This window comes from Vibrio sp. L3-7, from assembly GCF_963898195.1.
Lineage (GTDB): Bacteria > Pseudomonadota > Gammaproteobacteria > Enterobacterales > Vibrionaceae > Vibrio > Vibrio echinoideorum.
In genome coordinates, this window is record NZ_CAWQUW010000005.1 from 162362 (window position 1) to 182590 (window position 20229).

15 protein-coding genes are annotated in these 20229 nt (G+C 44.4%); 7 read left to right on the forward strand and 8 right to left on the reverse strand.

Annotated elements, in window-relative coordinates; all coding sequences use genetic code 11:
• Positions 1-34: 34 nt before the first annotated feature.
• The 7 genes from tssC to AACW75_RS06005 form a co-directional block, all read right to left on the reverse strand.
• Positions 35-1513, reverse strand: a complete 1479-nt coding sequence (gene tssC / locus AACW75_RS05975) for a type VI secretion system contractile sheath large subunit (protein WP_145570258.1) — start codon at positions 1511-1513, stop codon at positions 35-37.
• Positions 1513-2016, reverse strand: coding sequence for a type VI secretion system contractile sheath small subunit (gene tssB, locus AACW75_RS05980; protein ID WP_017110737.1), 504 nt, complete (start codon positions 2014-2016; stop codon positions 1513-1515). The genes tssC and tssB overlap by 1 nt, the downstream gene beginning before the upstream one ends.
• 19 nt (positions 2017-2035) lie before the next feature.
• Complete coding sequence (locus AACW75_RS05985) at positions 2036-2557, reverse strand: Hcp family type VI secretion system effector (protein WP_065111266.1); 522 nt, start codon at positions 2555-2557, stop codon at positions 2036-2038.
• 32 nt (positions 2558-2589) lie between these two features.
• Entirely contained in the window at positions 2590-4053 is a 1464-nt protein-coding gene (locus tag AACW75_RS05990) for a type VI secretion system protein TssA (protein WP_145570260.1), read from the reverse strand.
• A gap of 219 nt (positions 4054-4272) precedes the next feature.
• Entirely contained in the window at positions 4273-4572 is a 300-nt protein-coding gene (locus tag AACW75_RS05995) for a PAAR domain-containing protein (RefSeq protein WP_145570262.1), read from the reverse strand.
• Between the two features lie 25 nt (positions 4573-4597).
• The gene (locus AACW75_RS06000; RefSeq protein WP_237297673.1) at positions 4598-5158 is read right to left on the reverse strand and encodes a DUF6931 family protein; all 561 of its coding nucleotides are present in this window, start codon (positions 5156-5158) and stop codon (positions 4598-4600) included.
• Positions 5159-5242: 84 nt separating this feature from the next.
• Positions 5243-7225, reverse strand: coding sequence for a type VI secretion system Vgr family protein (locus AACW75_RS06005; RefSeq protein ID WP_145570266.1), 1983 nt, complete (start codon positions 7223-7225; stop codon positions 5243-5245).
• 372 nt (positions 7226-7597) lie between these two features.
• Between AACW75_RS06005 and AACW75_RS06010 the strand changes: the two genes are divergently transcribed.
• The gene (locus AACW75_RS06010; protein ID WP_237297674.1) at positions 7598-10768 is read left to right on the forward strand and encodes an HD domain-containing phosphohydrolase; all 3171 of its coding nucleotides are present in this window, start codon (positions 7598-7600) and stop codon (positions 10766-10768) included.
• A gap of 31 nt (positions 10769-10799) precedes the next feature.
• Here AACW75_RS06010 and AACW75_RS06015 read toward each other — a convergent pair whose 3' ends face one another.
• Positions 10800-11564 carry an AraC family transcriptional regulator gene (locus tag AACW75_RS06015; RefSeq protein ID WP_145570271.1) on the reverse strand — a complete coding sequence of 255 codons (765 nt, stop codon included), beginning with the start codon at positions 11562-11564 and terminating at the stop codon, positions 10800-10802.
• A 98-nt stretch (positions 11565-11662) separates the two neighbouring features.
• Here AACW75_RS06015 and AACW75_RS06020 point away from each other — a divergent pair, with 98 nt between their 5' ends.
• The 6 genes from AACW75_RS06020 to prpF all read left to right on the forward strand — a co-directional run bounded on the left by AACW75_RS06020 (position 11663) and on the right by prpF (position 20162).
• On the forward strand, positions 11663-12784 hold the full coding sequence (locus AACW75_RS06020) for a multidrug effflux MFS transporter (protein ID WP_145570273.1): 1122 nt from the start codon (positions 11663-11665) through the stop codon (positions 12782-12784).
• A gap of 380 nt (positions 12785-13164) precedes the next feature.
• A complete protein-coding gene (locus tag AACW75_RS06025; RefSeq protein WP_017089060.1) occupies positions 13165-13884 on the forward strand; it encodes a GntR family transcriptional regulator in 720 nt (239 codons plus the stop codon).
• Positions 13885-13984: 100 nt separating this feature from the next.
• Positions 13985-14881 (forward strand): methylisocitrate lyase, encoded by an 897-nt coding sequence (gene prpB / locus AACW75_RS06030; protein WP_145570277.1) that lies wholly within the window; start codon positions 13985-13987, stop codon positions 14879-14881.
• 146 nt (positions 14882-15027) lie between these two features.
• Positions 15028-16242, forward strand: coding sequence for a bifunctional 2-methylcitrate synthase/citrate synthase (gene prpC, locus AACW75_RS06035; protein WP_145570280.1), 1215 nt, complete (start codon positions 15028-15030; stop codon positions 16240-16242).
• Positions 16243-16343: 101 nt separating this feature from the next.
• Entirely contained in the window at positions 16344-18980 is a 2637-nt protein-coding gene (acnD, locus tag AACW75_RS06040; RefSeq protein ID WP_237297676.1) for a Fe/S-dependent 2-methylisocitrate dehydratase AcnD, read from the forward strand.
• Positions 18981-18989: 9 nt separating this feature from the next.
• Complete coding sequence (prpF, locus tag AACW75_RS06045; protein WP_145570284.1) at positions 18990-20162, forward strand: 2-methylaconitate cis-trans isomerase PrpF; 1173 nt, start codon at positions 18990-18992, stop codon at positions 20160-20162.
• Positions 20163-20229 lie beyond the last annotated feature (67 nt).

The following is a 20229-nucleotide window of genomic DNA, read 5'->3' on the forward strand; positions in this document are numbered from 1 at the left end:
AATTTTTGGCCGGATTGCTCCGGCCAAATCCATATTAGCCTGGAATCTTAGCAACCATTCGAACTGAGGTAGTCAGTTCTTCAAGTTGTAACCAAGGTCTTAAATGAGCGACAGCTGAGTAGGCTCCCGGCTTACCTGGCTGCTCGACCACTTCAATGCGAGATTCGCAAAGAGGCGTTCTTGCACGTTGCTCATTACCAATGGCACCAGCGTTGGTGTATTGGTCGATCCACAGTTGTAGCTCTCGTTTAATATCTGGAGCTTCAAGATTCGAGCCTAATTTGTCTCGGCCCATTACTTTCAAATAGTGAGCGATACGGCTACTCGCCATGATGTAAGGCAGGCGAGCAGAAATTGCAGCGTTCGCCGTAGCGTCAGGGTCAGTGAAGGTTTTAGGCTTTTGCGTTGTTTGACCACCGATGAATACTGCGTAGTTAGAGCTTTTGTAGTGAACCAAAGGAAGGAAACCAAGGTCTGACAGCTCTTTCTCGCGCTCGTCAGTTAGGTTCACTTCGGTTGGGCATTGCTGAAGTAGATCGCCAGCTTCAGACTTGTAAGTTAAGTTAGGAAGGTTTTCTACCTTACCGCCGTTATCAAGTCCGCGAATGGAAGTACACCAACCTGAAGCGGTATAAGCTTGAGTCATTTTAAGACCCAGGTCATATGCAGCGTTCGACCAAACTAATTGGTCATTACTGGTTGGCTTAGGGTTGCCATCCATATCTGTACCAAGCTCTTCATAAGCGAAGATATCAGTGCTCAAACCTTTGTCACCATATGGTAGACGAGCCAGAGTTCGAGGCAGTGTTAGGGTTACGTAACGAGCATCATCACTCTCACGGAAAGAATTCCACGCTGCGTAAGCAGGAGAGTCGAAACCAGCGGCTACTGGTTTGCCTTCAGAGAATGTTTGGAAGTCGTTAAACTCAAACATCTCTGCATTTGCAGCGGCAATGAATGGTGCGTGACACGCGGCAGCAACTTCACCCATGTAGCGAAGTAGAGCAACATCTTCATCTTTAGCGCTAAACTCGTAATCGCCAATGAATGTACCGTAAGGTTCACCACCAGCAGTACCGAATTCGCCTTGGTAAACAGCATTGAATAGTGGGCTACGGTCAATCGCAGGCGCATCTTCGAATTGATCAAGCAACTCTTCTTGAGTGTAATCGACCATTTTGATCTTTAAGTCACGGCCAAGTTCACTCTCTTTAACGAGTTTTTGAAGACCACGCCAAGAACCTTCTAGTTTCTGTAGGTCTTTTTGTTGCATGACTTCAGAAAGTTGTTGAGACAGTTTCTTATCGATCTCAGAGATAGCGTTTTCAATCGTTTTTGTAACGTTTTTATCCCACGTCACAGTGCCAGAAAGTGCTTGCTCTGTTAGTACAGAAAACAGTTCTTTCGTGGTGTCAGCGGGAGTTTGAGTGGTTGCCTCAATCGCACGGTCTAGGAAGCTCAGTGAGCCTTCCGCTGCCTCCGGTTGCGCTTGATTCTCAGTTTCAGTACTCATTACTCAGCTCCTTCTTCTTTAATACCAAGCTCATCAGAAAGAGCATTAATCGTATCTGCACTTTGTAAAACTTCTTTAAGTAACTTTTCAAGATCGCGTGAACGATCGGCTTTAGAAAGAAGTACCTTCAGTTGATTACGGGTTTCGACTAGCTTCTTAAGCGGTTCTACCTGTTCGATAATCGCTTCAGGTTCAAAATCTTTCATCGAATTGAACTTAAGACTCGCCGCAAACTGGCTGTCATCACCCGCTAGAACGTTATCGACTTTTAATGATAGCTCTGGACCAACGCGCTTCATTACCGTGTCGAAGTTGTCTTTATCAACGTTATAGAAGGTACGATCTTCCACTTCTTCTTTATCTTGCTTATGGCCTGAGTAGTCACCAATAACCCCAACAACAAAAGGGAGCTCTTTGGTTTCTACAGCGCCATTAGTCTCAACGTCATAGGTAATACTTACGCGGTTCTTACTTACGCGTTTATGTTGGGAATTTAGTGCCACGGTAACTCTCCTTGTTTAATTACTTAGCAGTTGAAGTGACTTTAGCTGTTGTAGCATCGAAGCCAACCTCTGGACCTTTCTCGATCTTACCGCCGTCGGATTCAATGTAGTAAGCCTTAGAAATTTCAGTGTAGGTTAGGCTGAAAGATTCGCTTGGAAGTGAACCATCCGTACCTGACATGTTGTAGCTAGACATACGAGCCATTTTTAGCGTTAGAATCAGGTATGGATCAGCACCAGAACCTTCACGGTTTGGTTTTGTCATTACGATTTCAACGGTGCGACCTTCTGGACCCGGCGCATATAAAAAAGTGGTTAGATGTGGTGTTGCACCATCGCAGCCACGAGTCATGTTGACTTCACCAAGAGCAACCATGCCTTGATCCGCATTGTTTGCATTACCTACATCGATACCAACACCGCGCACTGCACTCCAAGAAACGCTATCAAGTGCAAAGAATCCATCTTTACCCCCGATTTTCTCTACAGTTGCTGCACCTTTTGGTGTCGTACCATCAATTCTCATAAAAATAGAAGCCATTACTTTCTCCTTGCTCAACGCATTAATGTGCTCTACCACTCAAAATCTTGCAGGCTGCTCGATGATGAAGTGGAAGTAGATTCAGATGTTTGGTTTGTATCTGTCGTACTGTTTGAACTATCAGGAACTGGCGATATTGCTGCTGGCTCTTTAATAGTAGGTGTCGCTATCGGAATCTTCTCCGGAGCGAAAGTTGTTACGGGAACCGACTTTCCTGACAAGTCTGTCTTGTCTAAGTTGTCCATTCCGGTCATTTGATTGATTTGGGCTATGACACTTTCATTGCCAACCATTTCTTTGAGTAACTCAGGAAAGCTCATATAACCCCAACGAATTGAACGTTCGAGTAAGAAGGCGATAGGGCTATGAGGTTCTGTTTCTTTAAAGTATTCCGCGATTCTTCTAATCTCTTGAAACGCATGGTCACGATTCACAATGCCGTTGATGCTCGATACATTTTGTACGGTCATTTGAGTTTGAGCGGATTGACCGTTAGTTGTTTGAACTGGACTGCTGCCACTAGCAATACTTCCGTTGCCTTGATTTTCGGGGTTAGCTTGCCCTGAATTTAGGCTTGCTTCAGGTTCAGAACCTGAGTCGTTCGAGGATGAATTCGCTTGCCTAGATGCCGAATGTATCGAATCGCCTTGCTGAGGTTCCTCAGCTGTGCTCTGTAGAACGTGGAAGTCATTGTCTAAAGGCCAAGGCGTGAATTTTTCTCCAACAAGAAAATGTATCCCTTTAATCAGATCACGTACGTTGGCCTTGATGAAGTTGAAACTGATAACGGTTGCGCCAACGGCTTGGCATTTTTCAGCTAGTTTTTTTTCGGCAACTTCCAATTCACTATAAATACTAGCCAATTGAAAGAGTGTCTGTGAAACGCTTTGATCAAATGAACCTAACGCTGTTTCTTTCAGTTCTGCAATGTTGCCTTTACGCTCAGCTGTGAGGTAATCACCAAATGTGACACCACAGCAAAAATCGAGCATTTGAAAGGGGATATACACAGAACTTGAGTCAACAGACTCACCTACGAGTTGAAGTAGGGGTTTAGTCCGAAACTCAGTTATTTCCTTTGCTTTCCCTGCGTCGTCAGAAGCTTTGAGTTTAGCTTCTGGCGGCATTGGATTAAGCGTATCCCAAAATTGGTCGATGAATAGATTTAAAGCAGGGACAGCATTAGCAAAGTTATGAAATGGCTGTGAAGTGAAAAGTTGGCTAGTGACATACCAACTTAATATTTCTAGGTCTTTAGATTGGGAAGTAAGAGTTTCTTCTGAGACCTTTCTCAGCTCAGCCCAGTTTTTTGCGTTGGCGTCAACAATAGCGGGGTCAGACGATGCATCAGGGGTTTCAACCAGCTGTCGAAATGAAGATTGAGCGCTATTGTAAAAGTTTCTTAAACTGCGATAGGCACTGCGATCTAACTTCAAATAAGAGCCTGAAGGCTCTTCATCTGAGATTGGAACAAGTAGGTGAGCGATTTCTGTCATATACATCCTGTAAAAATCTATTGTTATCCCGATCGCACCAAAGTGTCATATTTGATACATAATCCTTATGTTTCGCAAACACTTGTTAACATTTATTAATTCTAGAGCTTTTTCGTGAAAAGTCTCATGCAAAATAGATATTTACTTAAAACTTTGAACTTCATCTAAGAAAGTGGACCGATGTCACGGTTTTTTGAAACCCCATGAAAAGTAAGGTATTTAGCCTCCAATCATCACAGTTGGCATGCCAAGAACAATCGTGCCGCCATGGCTCGTTGTATCGCCCATACGCGCAGCGGGTTTACTCATTATGAGTACGGTAGCACTGCCTTTAATGATGCTGTCTGGAGTTCCAACACATACGCACATGTCCCCAAGCGTGGCGGCTGGCATATTACCAATGAGAACAGTGGGTACACCGGGTCCACTGATTGGCCCGCCAACGTGAGGAATCGGCGGAACCGCAGGTGTCTGCATTGGGCAAACATGCATGTCCGTTAATCGTGCAGCTAATGTCATCAGTAACTCCTGTCATCTGTAACTTTTATGATTGGTTGCCTTTGGCAAGCTCTAGAGCAATACCAATGGATTTCTTATAGTATTCATTGGTTTTATCCCAATTGGGTAGTGCTGCAGAGTGATTTACAGCACCTGCCACAGCCTTAGAGTATAGGAACGGGTCGGGTAAAACCGTAGGTAAATCTGGCGCAACAATACTGCCAGCGCCATTCCAGAATACGGCTTGAGCCAACCAAGATGGGCCACAATTTAATTTAAGCTTGTTGGAAAATAGCTCACTCTTTCGTCTCTGTTCTTCTGAAGGCGACTTAACCCAAGCCTTGGCTGTTGAAATACACTGCTTTTGCATTGTAGACCACACATCATTTCTTGCATCGAGTGTATGTGCACCCCACCAAATGGCTTCTCGAACAGGCAGCCCGTGCGCAAGGAACTGAACCAAGTCGAAATAGAGTTCGCTTTCCAACAAAGCTTCAATGGAATCATCAATGTTGAGATCTTCATCAATCAGTGCTTGTGCTTCGTCAGAGCTCGAGAACCTGTCGAGCAGTTGCCTGCCAGTCTGATATGGAATTTTCTTATACATGTTTTCGTTCTACCTGAATTATGTCCGTGGTGACTGATGAACTTCCATCGCGATTGAGATTGATAGGTGACTTTTTTGAATACATTAATTCACCTTAACAATTGCGCCTTTCAGCTCGCCCATCACTCCGCCATCAAAAGTGCCTTTCAAACCTGATTTGAATTCGGCACTTAATGAGCCTTCAGCTGAGAGTGTTGTATCCGCTTTAATGGCGACACTGAGCCCTTTAATACTGTTGGAGCTTGTTGCTTCGAGAGCGGTTGTTACACCTGATATCTTGTTGGCGGATGTTGCCTTGCTCGTCACATTCATCCCTTCGAGGTTGAGTGCGCTGCTCGCTTTGATATCAATATTGCTGGCTTCGATACTGATGGAAGATGAGGACATGGTGATCTTGCTCGATCCTACCGTTAGCTCTATTTTGTCATCGGCTTCTAGCGAGATGGATTTGCCTTTCTCACTGATCGCTTTGTCTGAGCTAAGTGTGTAATTATCTTCTGTTGAGACGGTAACTTGCTTCGTTGTTTTCTGAAGCAGTTCGCCTTTGATTGTCTCAGTCAGGTTGTTCTCGACTTCTTTGGTGAAGTCTTTGCTCGCGTGCATGTACAAGAGCTCATTGTCTTTCTTATCATCGAAATAGAGCTCATTCGCCAACCCACTCAACTTCGTGCTAATGCCTGTTTTCGTCGAGTTAGCTTCTTTGTAAGGCGGCGGATTTTTACTGTTATAAACACTTCCTGTAATAATCGGTTGGTCAGGGTCGCCATCAATAAAGCTGACCAGTACCTCTTGTCCTACTCTCGGAATAAGCTGAGCACCATAACCACTGCCTGCCATCATTTGGGCGACGCGCACATAACAACTTGTTTTGTCACCAGAGGCTTCCGTATCCCAGTGAAACTGAATACGAACTCTGCCTTGGTCATCTTGATTGATCTCACCCGCGGTGCTTCCTGCGACAATTGCGCTTTGCAGGCCGTGTATTCTGGCCTTATCTTGCGGTGTCGGGTAATTAGGAATTGAAGTATCAAGTAGGGTGAGGCGTGCCTCACAGTGATTGTCAGTGTTGTATCGAATGTGGAGTTCTGTGACCAGATAATCGCCGAGTTGAGATTTGTCTAAGTGGGATGACAGTGAGAACCACGTACCTAATTCAAATGAATCGTGCTGTGCTTCGGCTTCGACAGTTTGATAGTTTTGTTCTAGTTGTTCGATACGTCGTTTAACTAGGTTGCTGGCGAGATCTTCCATTCCACCGGTGATGCCAAGTTTCGGGTAAAACTGTTTCGTTAACTTGGTGTTGTTAGCGATCGTATGGCTGGATTTCTTCTCTTTGCTACTCACAAGTTTAGTCTGTGAGTAGTCATAACTGGTTAACTCGATGCTGGCACCATGAAACTGACCTTGTGGCATCCATTTATTGATGAGTGGATTACTGCCTGAAGGGACCTCAATCATGTCGAGTTTGCTAGCATCCGATTTTTGAAAAGGGCTCTGCGCGTCCTGAAGCATCATTAGATGATCGGAATCGCTGTGTTGGAAAAAGTAGTGAACGCCTTCCTCTGCCAATAAGCGTGTTACAAAATCAAAGTCGCTTTCATCGTATTGAACGCAATATTCGCGTTTCGATGAGGGCATCGTGCCTGCTTTAAAGGAGCCACTGAAACCTGCTTGGGTTAACACGTCTGAAACAATGTCTTTAGTCGATTGGCTTTGATAAACCCGGAAAGAGTGAGTGTGTTTCAATAACCAAAACCACGGTCTTAGAGTGACGCGGTAACTAGAGTATTGCAGGTTGCTGTCCATACCCAATAATTGAACTTGAGTGACAATGCCGTTAAATACTCGGGTAGCGGTTAAGTTATCAGTGTCATTAACGAAGCGGGTAATAGAGAGTTTTTGACCAAGTTGGTCATCGATAACAAAGTTCTTTGAGATGATTGTTAACTCGATTTTAAAAGGCTTCGATAAATACTCAGAAATAGTAAAATCACTGATTGCATGCTCGTTGTTTTTAGAATCTTTTGCCACAATGGTGCAGGCAGAAGGGGAGAAATTGTCCGTCATAGGCTCGCCTGATAATGCTCGAAGATGTTCTAACACAAGGTTATGTAGATACCAACGAACTGGCTTAATGTTAAAGTTTTATATCTAAATTTATAGCATAAAGTAAATAATATAATAAGCCTGACAACAAAGGCGTGAGGTGTTTCTATTTTATGAAAACTAATACCATTAAATTAATTATGGTAATTGGCTGCTGGTTTATATTGTTAAATGTCATTTAAATACAATGATATTGCGACGTAGAGGGGGATATGGGGAGTTCGTAATTGATATATAGAATAATGTGTTGCTAGAGGTGGTATGGCGTAGTAATAATATAAATATTGCTAGCATGTTACATTTCTGGACTAGTGGTTATTCAAGGATAGAATAATGGCAAACACAAAAATCTCGTTGCGGTTTACCGTTGGAGGGATGTTTTTACTTGCGACGGTGCTTACGGCGATCGTGGCGGTTTCACTTCAATATTACTTCAGTAAGAAAATGGCGACTGAACATACCTTGTCTAAGTTGACCATGGTATCTCAGGACTTAAGCGACTATATCGGTAACGTCGATTCTGATGCGATAAATACCGCTCGTTTACTCTCTTCAGTACATCGCTCTATTAGCCATCAAATCTCTCGAGAAGAGTCGCGTGGAATTCTCTCTGAAGCGATAAAAGACAATCCACTGTTTTACAGTATCTATATAGGTTCTTCTAACGAGCGTTTCTTCCAAATCATTAATCTGGAATCTTCTCCGTTTGTTAGAGATAAAATCGGTGCTGATAGCTCAGATCGTTGGGTCGTGATTGAGATCAGTGACAGTGAAGCCGGCCGTACCCGCACGACCAAATACTATGACTTTGAGTTTAACCTCAGAGAGTCAAAGACGGAGCCGAGCAATTACTTTCCGACGACAAGACCTTGGTATGAATCCGCGAATACAGAGACTGTTGAAAAAACGCAGCCTTACCTTTTCCAACATCTCCAGATCACGGGCCAAACTTATTCTTTAGCGTTTGAATCAAAGGACTCGAGCGACACGCAGCATGTAATAGGTATCGATATCGTATTGTCTTCTTTGGCGAGTAAGCTATCTGCAAGCGCGTTAGGTTTGGATGAAGACAGTCAGGTTGAATCTTTCTTATATTCTAAATCCGGCAACATTATCGCCTCTAACCGCGATGCGGATACGACAGTCGAACTTCCTCAGGCCAGTAAAATCAATTGGTCTTCTGACCAACAAGCCATCATAGAAAAAACACCACCTTTGCTGTTCTCGAATCAAAATGATTGGGGTCCGATGGATTTCTCTGTATCTGGAGAACCACACGGCTACGCGATTGATCTTCTAAAAATGGTAAGTGAGATGAGTGGAGTCAGATTTGAGTTTGTGAATGGCTTTTCTTGGGCGGCGTTAACCGGCAAATTTAATGAAGGAAGCATTGATGGCCTACATTCGATTCAGAACTACGAAAGCAATGGCGTGAAAGGTTTATACACTGACGCTATCTATGAACTGCCTTTCTCTGTTGTCACTCGAGGTGATGTTCAAACCCTATCGAATTACGCTGAACTTGAAGGTGAAAAAGTCGCGATTCTGTCAGGGTGGTCGATTACACCTCAGTTGAGAGCAGACTTCCCTAATATCGATCTTGTTGAGTTTTCCGATATGGAATCGGCACTGGATGCTGTTGAGAATGGCGAATATTTTGCGATACTCGATGCGAAACCCGTGCTTTCGTTTTCTTTGGGTAAGTTTTTCCATTCAAACCTTAAAGTTAATGAAGCGCTCTCGGACTTGAAAGCGAGCTATCCAAATCAGTTCCACATTGTGCTGCAGAATAAACATCAGCAGCTGTTACCAATCATCAACCAAGCCATAAAGGCATTAACGGATGAACAGAAAATCGCATTGTCGCAAAAGTGGTTTCAACATCCGGCCCTAAATACAGGCACAACTATTCCTTACACTGAGCTCTATGATAGAACCGCGACAGCGACCACCGAAGGCGACATGGTTAAGATTGTGCTCAATGGTGAAGCTAAGCGCTTATATCTGAAAAAGATTGAGACAGGTGAGCATTACTCTGAATATTTTGCAGTAGCGATACCAGAAGCGGAAATTTACAGTGCTGTGAACAAGCGAGTGGCGACCTCCATTGGCGTGACTGTGTTTCTTATGAGCCTAACCTTACCGGTAGCTTGGATCTTTGGTGCGCCTATTGTTCGTCCTATTCGTCAATTAAAAGCAGAGACGAGCAAGATTAAGTTGCGTGATTATGACAGTGTGACCGTGCTGGATACTCGAATTAAGGAAATATGGGAGTTGTCAGTTGCAGTCAAAGAGATGTCGACAGAACTTAAACAGCATGAGCAAACTCAAGAGGCGTTTGTTGAATCATTTATCAAGCTCATCGCTCAAGCGATTGATGATAAATCCGCTTATACTGCTGGGCACTGTAACCGTGTACCAGAACTTGGCTTGATGTTGGCTGACGCGGCTGAGAAATCACAAAGTGATCATTTCAAAGATTTTGAGTTTAAAAATGATGATGAACGTCGTGAGTTTAGAATTGCGGCTTGGCTTCATGATTGTGGCAAGATCACGACACCGGAACACATTGTCGATAAAGGTACGAAGCTTGAGGCTAACTACAATCGAATTCACGAGGTGAGAACGCGATTTGAAGTGCTTTGGCGTGATGCGGAAATTACCGCTTTGAGAAAACAACTTGAAGGTTCGCTGCCAGCGCAGCAGATAACCGATGAATTAACTGCGACAAAGCAACAACTACAAGATGACTTTGCCTTTATCGCGATATCAAACGTTGGTGGTGAGTTCATGAGCGATGACAAAGTGGCTCGTATTCGTTCGATAGCTGAGACGACTTGGATCCGTAACTTTGATGATCAACTTGGCCTATCACCGGTAGAAGCCTTAAATCGAGAACCGATTTCAAGTTTGCCTGCGACAGAGCCGCTGTTAAGTGATAAGCCTGAACATATAGTGAAAAGAGATAGGCCGTTAGAGTTTGACCCGAAACATCAAATCAAAATGGATGTGCCGGAGCACCTATACAACTTAGGCGAAGTCTACAATCTGAGTATTGCACGTGGCACGTTAACTGCTGAAGACCGGTTCAAGATAAATGAGCATATGCTTGGCACGGTTAAGATGCTTGAAAATCTGCCATTCCCGAAAGAACTAAGTCGTGTTCCTCGCTATGCATCGACGCACCATGAAACACTCAAAGGCACTGGGTATCCAAGGAGGTTGACTGGCGACGATCTTTCCATTCCAGAACGTATTCTGGTGATCTCCGATATTTTTGAGGCATTAACCGCTGCGGATAGGCCTTATAAGAAGGCGAAGCCGATTAGTGTTGCTGTCGATATTATGTACAAAATGGCGTTGGACGAGCACCTCGATATAGAACTGTTTAGGTTGTTCCTAACTAGCGGTACACATATCCGTTATGCCGAAACGTATTTAAAACCGGAACAGATCGATCATATAGACCTATCAAAATACTTAGTTAAAGGCGTCGCTGCTTAACTTTGCCAGAAAGCATGAATGGCTGTTGGCCTCACTTCATGTAGTGAGTTGGGGTTTCTCCGGTGTGTTGCTTAAAGAAATGAATAAACGCACTGTCACTGGAGAACTCTAACTCGTGGGCAACCACAGAGACACTCTTTTTTTCTGACAATTGCTCAATGGCACTTAACAGCCGCCATTGTTGACGCCAAGCTTGGTAAGGCATCCCCGTTTCTTTGATGAATAATCGGCTAACGGTCTTGCTGCTTGCTCCAATATGCTTGGCCATTTCATTGAGTGGTTGAGGCAACTGTGTTCCTAGTTTTACTTTTTCTAACCACAAAGCCAATCGTTTATCTTTGGGTAAAGGCAGCGTTAGCTTATTCTTTTCTGCGACAGAAAGTTCCTCGCAACACAACGCCAATGTGTTTTTTTGCTCTTCATTAGGTTTATCCCATTCCCAAAAAGCCATTCGTTCGATCAACTCCTTTAGTAGTGGCGTGACGTTAAGAATGCTCAACTCTTTAGGCAAATTTGTAATGCGAAGAGGATCAAAATAAAGCGAGCGATAGGCCACGACATTGGTCATGGTTGCGCAATGCTCAATTCCCGCGGGTATCCACGCCACTTTAGTGGGCGGCAACACACAATGCATCCCGTCAAGCGTAATACTGATGCAACCATGTGGTGCAAACAACAATTGTGCACGGTTGTGTGTATGCATACCTGAATCGTGTCTGCCGATTTGGGCGGCAATGCCAACAAAGGGGTAGGGCATACCATCAACATAAAAAGGTGTGCTGTCATCGATCAACATGATTTGTCCTTATTTTGATGTTTGTTGTTCTACTGTTGATATTTGAACATAAATGAAATCCATATACTTCTCTTATTCCAGTTTTAGAAGAGAATAATATGAATAAAAAACCCCATATGGGACTGATCATCATTCTGCTGATGTTCCCCCAAATTGTTGAAACTATTTACAGCCCAGTATTGCCACACTTAGTTGATTATTTTGGTGTATCAATGGCAAGCGCAAGTCAGACCTTGTCGATTTACTTTATTGCTTTTGCTGTGGGTGTTGTTTTTTGGGGGCGAGTTTCTGATCTTGTTGGACGCAAAAAAGCCATGTTGTGTGGTTTGTTTACTTATGGCGTTGGTTGCCTGTTAGCCATAACGGCAACTCAATTTGATATGGTCATGATTGCGCGGGTTGTTTCAGCTTTTGGGGCGGCGGTAGGCTCAGTTATTGGGCAAACAATATTGCGTGATAGCTATGAAGGCAAAGAGCTAGGGAAAGTGTTTTCGTTAGCAATTGTTGCAGTATCAATCAGCCCTGTTGTTGGCTTAATGTCAGGAGGATTGATTGCTGAATATTTTGGACACTTAGTGGTGTTCAGTGTACTGCTTGTCATGGCTTTTATATTGCTGATCGTATCCGCCTTTTCTTTACCCGAAACGAAACCCGCTGACACCAAAACGGTCAGTTTTATTGGTATTTTCACGGTAATGCTAAAAGATAGGGATATTTGGAAAAGTGCGATTCTTGTGGCTTGCTTTAATGTCATGATGTTTAGCTATTATTCTTTAGCGCCATTTATGTTCAGCCAGTTTGGCTTAAGTTCCATTGAATTTGGTTACAGTGGCGTGATATTAGCGGCAGCATCTGTTTTAGGAAGCTCGATGAATAAACGATTGCTAGTAAAAGAATGGGGTTCCCAAAGACTCATTCAGATCGCGGTGTTCATCAGCTTTATTGGGGCTGTTCAGGTGTACTTTTACCAAGACAGCCTTTGGTTTCTATTAGGAATGGCTGCGGTGGTTGTAGGGTTTGGTATGGCAAGTCCTAATATATTTAGTACGGCGTTGGTCAATTATAAGCACCAAGCAGGCACGGCCGGGGCGGTTCTAGGATTGTTGTATTACTGTTTAATTGGTGGGGGATTAGGGCTTGCTGGTGAGATTGGTAACTTAGGGGTAGTGCTAATAGGAATGTCGTTATTGGCAAGTACCATGTTGATGTCTCGTGATTAACCTATTTTGAGAGTGTTAATCTTGTGAATAATAAAGAGAGGCGATCATTGCTTCTCTTTTTTTTTGGTCTAAATCGCTAATAAGTAGAAATGAATACTATATCTAAAAGGTGGATGACAAGTTGTCGACACATTGATTTCTGAGAATTGCAGGGGTAAGTAAGGTTTTTCTGGGTTTTGTTAGATTAATTTATTAAATAACAGCTGGTTAAATCATTTATAGAGTATTTTAAATAAACTTTTATCGACTATGAAAAATACTACCTTAGTCTAAATTGTCGACAATTAGCTTGATTGTCGACAATTTGATCGTGTATTTTATGTTCATGTTATGAAATTGTTGACAATTAAGGTCAGCAATCAGAAGTGAGCAGCGTGAATATGAATACTGCGATAAAAGATCTCACCTTAAGTGCAAATACGAAAACACGTGTCAGTGACAAAGAAAACACCAAGTCGGAAAATTTGACTGAGTACCTCGTTGAGGCGATTGTGAACGGTGAATTACCTCCAGGAAGCAAAATTTCTGAACCTGAACTGGCTAAACGCTTCGAGGTAAGTCGCGGCCCTTTGCGTGAAGCGATAATGCGGGTCGAAGGGCTTGGCCTGATCGAACGTATTCCTCATGTCGGAGCTCGAGTTATTACCTTTTCTGCAGACAAACTGCTAGAGCTGTACGCGGTGCGAGAGGCATTGGAAGGCATGGCGGCGCGCTTAGCAGCGAGGCACATAACACAAGAAGAGCTTATCGGGCTTGAAGGATTATTGTCGACACACTCAAAGCACATCGATGAAGTTGAGGGTTCTTCTTACTTTCATCAACATGGGGATTTCGATTTCCATTACCGCATTATTAAAGCGAGTCGTAACAGCAAACTCATTTCGTTGTTGTGTGACGAGCTTTATCACCTATTACGCATGTATCGCTACCAATCGCCTAGAGCACAGTCTCGACCAAAAGAGGCGCTTGATGAACATAAATACATCCTCCAAGCGATTCGCAACCGTGATGAAGAGTTAGCTGAAATGCTAATGCGAAGACACATCTCGGGTAGCCGCTTGCTTATAGAGCAACAAATTCAATCCAAAGATCTTGATTAAGCGACCATTGGAATCTGTCAGCGGATCTGTGCTGGCGATAACCAAAAGCCGTAAGTCTTAAAGGTTAGCTAGAAATAAACAATTAACAGGGAGCGTCATTATGAAGTTATCAGCAGGAGCAAAGTTCCGACAAGCTGTGCAAAACAACGACCCATTGCAGATCGTTGGTACGGTGAATCCGTATTGCGCGATGATGGCAAAGAACTTGGGGCATCAGGCCATTTATTTGTCTGGTGGAGGTATCGCCAATGCATCTTATGGTTTACCTGATTTAGGTATTACGACATTGAACGATGTGTTGGTGGATGTTGAACGTATTACCAATGCGTGTGATTTGCCTTTGCTGGTGGATATCGATACGGGATTTGGTGGCGCATTCAATATTGCACGTACCATTCGAGCGATGGAGAAGGCAGGCGCAGCCGCAATTCACATGGAAGATCAAGTCGCTCAGAAACGCTGTGGTCATCGACCAAATAAAGCGATTGTGAGCCAGCAAGAGATGGTCGATAGAGTCAAAGCGGCAACCGATGCTAGAACTGATGAGAGCTTTGTGATTATGGCGCGTACGGATGCATTGGCGGTTGAAGGCATTGATAGCGCAATTGAGCGAGCGATAGCTTGTGTTGAAGCGGGCGCAGACATGATCTTCCCTGAGGCGATGAATCAACTCGACCAATATGTGAAGTTCTCGGCGGCGTTGAAATCAGCAACGGGTAAGCAAGTGCCTATTCTTGCGAACATCACTGAGTTTGGCCAAACGCCACTCTACAACTGTAACGAGTTGGCCCAATCAAGTGTCGACATGGTGCTTTATCCATTGAGTGCGTTCCGTGCGATGAATAAAGCCGCTGAGAATGTCTATAAACACCTATTGCTTGAAGGTAATCAAGAAGCTTTGTTGGACTCAATGCAAACCCGCAAAGAGCTTTACGAACACCTTAATTACCATGATTACGAAAACAAGCTTGATCAGTTGTTTTCAAGCGAAGGGTAAACCAGTTTCAATTAATCAAAAATCAACTTAATCCAATAACGTGAAATGGTTAGTCGCCATATCCAGTACCGATGATAAAGATCACCGGACACATAAACAGGCAGCACCAAAGAGTGCAGGCGGCTAACACAGAAAAGGAGTTCACCATGTCTGTATCTTTGAGTGACAAAGCAGCTGTCGATAATGTATCAACCGCGAAAAGCAACGGTAACAAAAATGAAAGCACGAAACCGATTAGTGCGCCAGCTTTAGGTGGTGCAGGGTTACGAGGACAAAGTGCGGGAGTCACGGCGCTATGTACGGTAGGCCAGTCAGGAACGGGTTTGACCTACCGTGGCTATGACATAACCGACCTTGCTAATCATGCTCAATTCGAAGAAGTCGCCCATCTATTACTAAGAGGTCATCTGCCAAGCCTTAAAGAGCTTGATGATTATAAGACCTTATTGGTTGGATTACGTGGTCTGCCTGAACCACTGAAAGCAGCTCTAGAACTGATCCCCGCAGACGCTCATCCTATGGATGTGATGAGAACGGGCTGTTCAATGCTAGGTAATCTAGAGCAAGAGTCTGATTTTTCTGAGCAACTGCCGGCAACCGAACGTATGCTCGCACTTTTCCCTGCCATTATCTGTTACTGGTATCGCTTTAGCCATGATGGTGTGCGCATTGATACTGGGGATCAAAGCGAAGCGTGCATTGGCGGTTATTTCTTGAAAATGCTAACGGATAAAACCCCAAGCGACCTTCATAAGCAGGTGATGCATTGTTCACTGACGCTTTATGCAGAACATGAGTTTAATGCATCTACATTTGCGGCTCGAGTTTGCGCATCAACTTTATCTGACATTCATTCTTGTGTTACCGCAGCGATTGGCACGTTAAGAGGCCCATTACACGGTGGCGCAAATGAAGCGGCGATGGAAATGATCCAAGATTGGCAAACCGTTGATGAAGCGGAAGCGAATATCATGAATATGCTCGCTAACAAAGACAAAATTATGGGCTTCGGCCATGCCATTTATCGTGAGAGCGACCCAAGAAATGCGCTAATAAAACGCTGGTCAAAAGAATTGGCTCAGGAAGTCGGTGATGGACAGCTTTACGCCGTTTCGGAGCGTGTTGAAGCGGTTATGAAGCGCGAAAAAGGGCTGTTCTGTAATGCTGACTTCTTCCATGCATCGGCATATCACTTCATGGACATCCCAACCAAATTGTTTACTCCGATCTTTGTGATGAGCCGCCTTACCGGTTGGACGGCGCATGTGTTCGAACAAAGAGAAAACAATCGCATCATTCGTCCAAGTGCAGACTACACCGGGCCAGAGCATCAAGACTGGTTACCTATTCATCTACGTTAGCCCTCTATAACGAGCCGACTTATGTCTTGAGGTGACTTCCGTCTTCATATGACAAGGCCTCAAGAAACAACGAATAGAATCTAACAGATAATGGTGGAAGTATGTCTGATGTAAAACTTGAAAAAAACCAACATCTTGAAAATAGAAAGTATCGAAAGGCTTTACCAGGAACGGGTTTGGAATATTTCGACGCTTGCGAAGCGATAGAATCGATATCTCCGGGCAGCTATAAAACCTTGCCGTATACGTCGCGAGTATTGGCAGAGCAATTAGTAAGACGCTGTGATCCTGAAACCCTTGAAGACAGCTTAAAACAGATCATTGAACGTAAGAGTGACTTAGATTTTCCTTGGTACCCTGCGCGCGTTGTGTGTCATGACATTCTAGGTCAAACCGCTTTGGTTGATTTAGCAGGCTTACGAGATGCAATTGCCGATCAAGGTGGAGACCCTGCCAAGGTTAACCCCGTTGTGGAAACTCAGTTGATTGTCGACCATTCACTGGCAGTAGAGCATGCAGGTTTTGATAACGAAGCGTTTGATAAAAACCGCGCTATCGAAGAACGTCGTAACGAAGACCGTTTTCACTTTATTGAATGGTGTAAAACCGCCTTTAAAAACGTGAATGTGATTCCTGCTGGTAACGGGATCATGCATCAAATCAACTTAGAAAAAATGTCGCCAGTCGTTCAATCTAAAGAAGGAATTGCGTTTCCAGATACTTGTGTTGGTACTGATAGTCATACTCCTCACGTGGATGCTTTAGGTGTGGTTGCGATTGGGGTTGGTGGATTGGAAGCTGAGACGGTGATGTTAGGTCGTCCTTCTATGATGCGACTACCTGATATCGTTGGGGTTAAATTAATTGGTCAACGACAAGAAGGGATCACTGCAACGGATATCGTGCTCGCGATTGCCGAGTTTCTTCGAAATGAAAAAGTGGTTTCTAGTTACTTAGAGTTCTTTGGTGAAGGCGCTCGTGCTCTGACTGTTGGTGACCGCGCCACTATATCGAATATGACGCCAGAATACGGCGCGACAGCAGGTATGTTCTATATCGATGAACAGACCATACAATACCTAAAGCTGACAGGACGCGAGCCTGAACAGGTCGAGTTGGTCGAGTTATACGCCAAACAAACTGGCTTATGGGCCGATGATTTAGATTCCGCTCAATACGAACGTGTGCTTGAGTTTGATTTGTCGAAAGTTGAACGCAACCTTGCAGGGCCATCCAATCCACATCGTCGTTTACCGACCCGTGAACTTGCCAAACAAGGCATCAGCCAATCATCGTGGAAAGAACAACATTCGGCGAAATATAGCGATGACCAAATGCCCGATGGTGCTGTGATTATTGCTGCAATTACGTCATGTACCAATACCAGTAACCCAAGAAACGTGGTAGCTGCTGCGCTGGTGGCTAAGAAGGCCAATCAGCTTGGATTAGTTCGTAAGCCATGGGTGAAAACGTCTTTTGCTCCGGGTTCTAAAGTTGCCAAGCTCTATCTTGAATCTGCAGGTTTGCTTCCTGAGCTAGAAAAATTAGGCTTTGGTATCGTGGGCTATGCGTGCACTACCTGTAACGGAATGAGCGGGGCCTTAGATCCCAAAATCCAACAAGAGATCATCGACCGTGACCTATATTCGACCGCTGTGCTATCGGGGAATCGAAACTTCGATGGTCGAATTCACCCTTATGCCAAACAAGCGTTTTTAGCATCACCGCCATTGGTGGTTGCTTATGCCTTAGCTGGTACGATTCGCTTTGATATCGAAAAAGACAGCTTAGGTACAGACAGCAACGGAAAACCGATCTACTTAAGTGATTTATGGCCGAGTGATGCAGAGATCGATGCGGTTGTCGGTGAGCATGTTAAGCCTCAGCAATTTCAACAGATCTACGTAAAAATGTTCCAGCCAGACGAGGAACAGGTGACTACTGAACCTCTTTATGACTGGCGACCTCAAAGTACCTATATTCGCAGTCCGCCTTACTGGGAAGGGGCTCTTGCGGGAGAGCGATGCCTATCTGGTATGAGGCCGTTAGCCATTCTTGGTGACAACATTACTACCGACCACTTATCGCCTTCCAATGCGATTCTGGCGTCTAGCGCGGCAGGAGAGTATCTAACCCAAATGGAAGTGCCAGAAGAGGACTTTAACTCTTATGCGACCCATCGAGGTGATCACTTAACCGCGCAACGAGCAACATTTGCCAACCCAAAACTATTCAATGAAATGGTTAAAGAGTCGGGATCTGTCATACAAGGCTCGCTGGCAAGAGTTGAGCCCGAAGGGCAGGTTACTCGAATGTGGGAAGCGATAGAAACCTACATGAATCGCAAACAGCCTTTGATTGTGGTTGCTGGTGCAGATTATGGACAAGGTTCATCAAGAGACTGGGCGGCTAAAGGGGTTCGTCTTGCTGGTGTTGAAGTGATTGTTGCTGAAGGGTTTGAGCGAATCCATAGAACCAACCTCGTAGGTATGGGTGTACTGCCTTTGCAATTCAAAGTGGGCACAAATCGCAACACTTTAGAGTTGGATGGAACAGAGCTTTACGATGTTTACGGTGATATTGAAGCCGGTTCCGATTTGGCTCTAGTGATCACTCGCAAGACCGGTCAAAAACTCGATGTACCAGTCACTTGCCGTTTAGATACCGCAGATGAAGTGAATGTGTACAGCGCTGGTGGTGTATTGCAGCGTTTTGCCAAAGACTTTCTTGCACAGTAGGAGCTTGATATGACAAACAAACAGATCAAAGTGCCTGCAACTTATATGCGAGGAGGCACGAGCAAAGGGGTTTTCTTCAATCTAGAAGACTTACCTGAAGCGGCGAAAATGGCGGGTGAAGCGAGAGATGAATTACTCTTACGAGTCATTGGCAGCCCAGATCCTTATGGTAAGCAAACCGATGGTATGGGGGGGGCAACTTCAAGTACCAGTAAAACTGTGATTGTTTCCAAAAGTAGCAAACCCAATCACGATGTTGATTACCTATTCGGCCAAGTGGCGATAGATAAGTCGTTTGTGGATTGGAGTGGTAACTGTGGGAACTTGTCCGCAGCGGTCGGTCCGTTCGCTATTCATAGTGGCTTGGTTGACTTGACTCGTATCCCTGAAAACGGTGTTGTTGAGGTGCGAGTATGGCAAGTGAACATCCAGAAAACCATTATTGTTCATGTGCCTATCACCAATGGTGAAGTCCAAGAGTTAGGTGACTTTGAGCTTGATGGCGTGACTTTTCCTGCGGCAGAAATACGAGTCGATTTCTTAGATCCTGCCGATGGTAATGGCTCAATGTTTCCAACTGGAAATGTGGTCGATTTCTTAGATGTCCCTGAATTGGGGTGTATCAAAGCAACCTATATCAATGCAGGGATTCCGACCATCTTTGTTGATGCAAAATCTGTTGGCTATTGTGGAACTGAACTTCAATCCGATATTAATAGTGATTTAAAAGCCTTGGCACTTTTTGAATCTATCCGAGCGCACGGTGCAGTTGAGATGGGGCTAATTGATACCTTGGAAGAAGCTGAGTCTCGTCAACATACTCCTAAGGTGGCATTTGTCGCTAAACCTCAAACCTATAAAGCATCAAGTGGTAAAACGGTTCCTGTTGAAGATACTGATCTTTTGGTTCGTGCCTTGTCGATGGGGCAGCTTCATCACGCCATGATGGGAACGGCTGCGGTTGCGATTGCTTCTGCTGCAAGTGTTCCGGGTACGTTAGTTAACTTGGCTGCTGGTGAAGGCCAACGTGAATCGGTGACCTTTGGCCACCCGTCAGGAACCTTAAAGGTAGGTGCGAAAGCGTTGCAGACCGAAAGTGGGTGGAAAATTGAGAGGGCGATTATGAGTCGTAGTGCTCGAGTGATCATGGAAGGTGCCATCCGTGTGCCTTTTCCTAAGTAAAGCGATTGTCGTGAACGGTTAAATTTTCACGAACACAACGCTGAGAAAAGAGTGCACCCAAGTGACA

Coding starts and splice junctions, on each gene's coding strand:
- tssC (WP_145570258.1), bottom strand. CDS start 1,513: ATGAGTACTGAAACTGAGAATCAAGCGCAACCGGAGGCAGCGGAAGGC.
- AACW75_RS05985 (WP_065111266.1), bottom strand. CDS start 2,557: ATGGCTTCTATTTTTATGAGAATTGATGGTACGACACCAAAAGGTGCA.
- AACW75_RS05990 (WP_145570260.1), bottom strand. CDS start 4,053: ATGACAGAAATCGCTCACCTACTTGTTCCAATCTCAGATGAAGAGCCT.
- AACW75_RS05995 (WP_145570262.1), bottom strand. CDS start 4,572: ATGACATTAGCTGCACGATTAACGGACATGCATGTTTGCCCAATGCAG.
- AACW75_RS06000 (WP_237297673.1), bottom strand. CDS start 5,158: ATGTATAAGAAAATTCCATATCAGACTGGCAGGCAACTGCTCGACAGG.
- AACW75_RS06005 (WP_145570266.1), bottom strand. CDS start 7,225: ATGACGGACAATTTCTCCCCTTCTGCCTGCACCATTGTGGCAAAAGAT.
- AACW75_RS06010 (WP_237297674.1), top strand. CDS start 7,598: ATGGCAAACACAAAAATCTCGTTGCGGTTTACCGTTGGAGGGATGTTT.
- AACW75_RS06015 (WP_145570271.1), bottom strand. CDS start 11,564: ATGTTGATCGATGACAGCACACCTTTTTATGTTGATGGTATGCCCTAC.
- AACW75_RS06020 (WP_145570273.1), top strand. CDS start 11,663: ATGAATAAAAAACCCCATATGGGACTGATCATCATTCTGCTGATGTTC.
- AACW75_RS06025 (WP_017089060.1), top strand. CDS start 13,165: ATGAATACTGCGATAAAAGATCTCACCTTAAGTGCAAATACGAAAACA.
- prpB (WP_145570277.1), top strand. CDS start 13,985: ATGAAGTTATCAGCAGGAGCAAAGTTCCGACAAGCTGTGCAAAACAAC.
- prpC (WP_145570280.1), top strand. CDS start 15,028: ATGTCTGTATCTTTGAGTGACAAAGCAGCTGTCGATAATGTATCAACC.
- acnD (WP_237297676.1), top strand. CDS start 16,344: ATGTCTGATGTAAAACTTGAAAAAAACCAACATCTTGAAAATAGAAAG.
- prpF (WP_145570284.1), top strand. CDS start 18,990: ATGACAAACAAACAGATCAAAGTGCCTGCAACTTATATGCGAGGAGGC.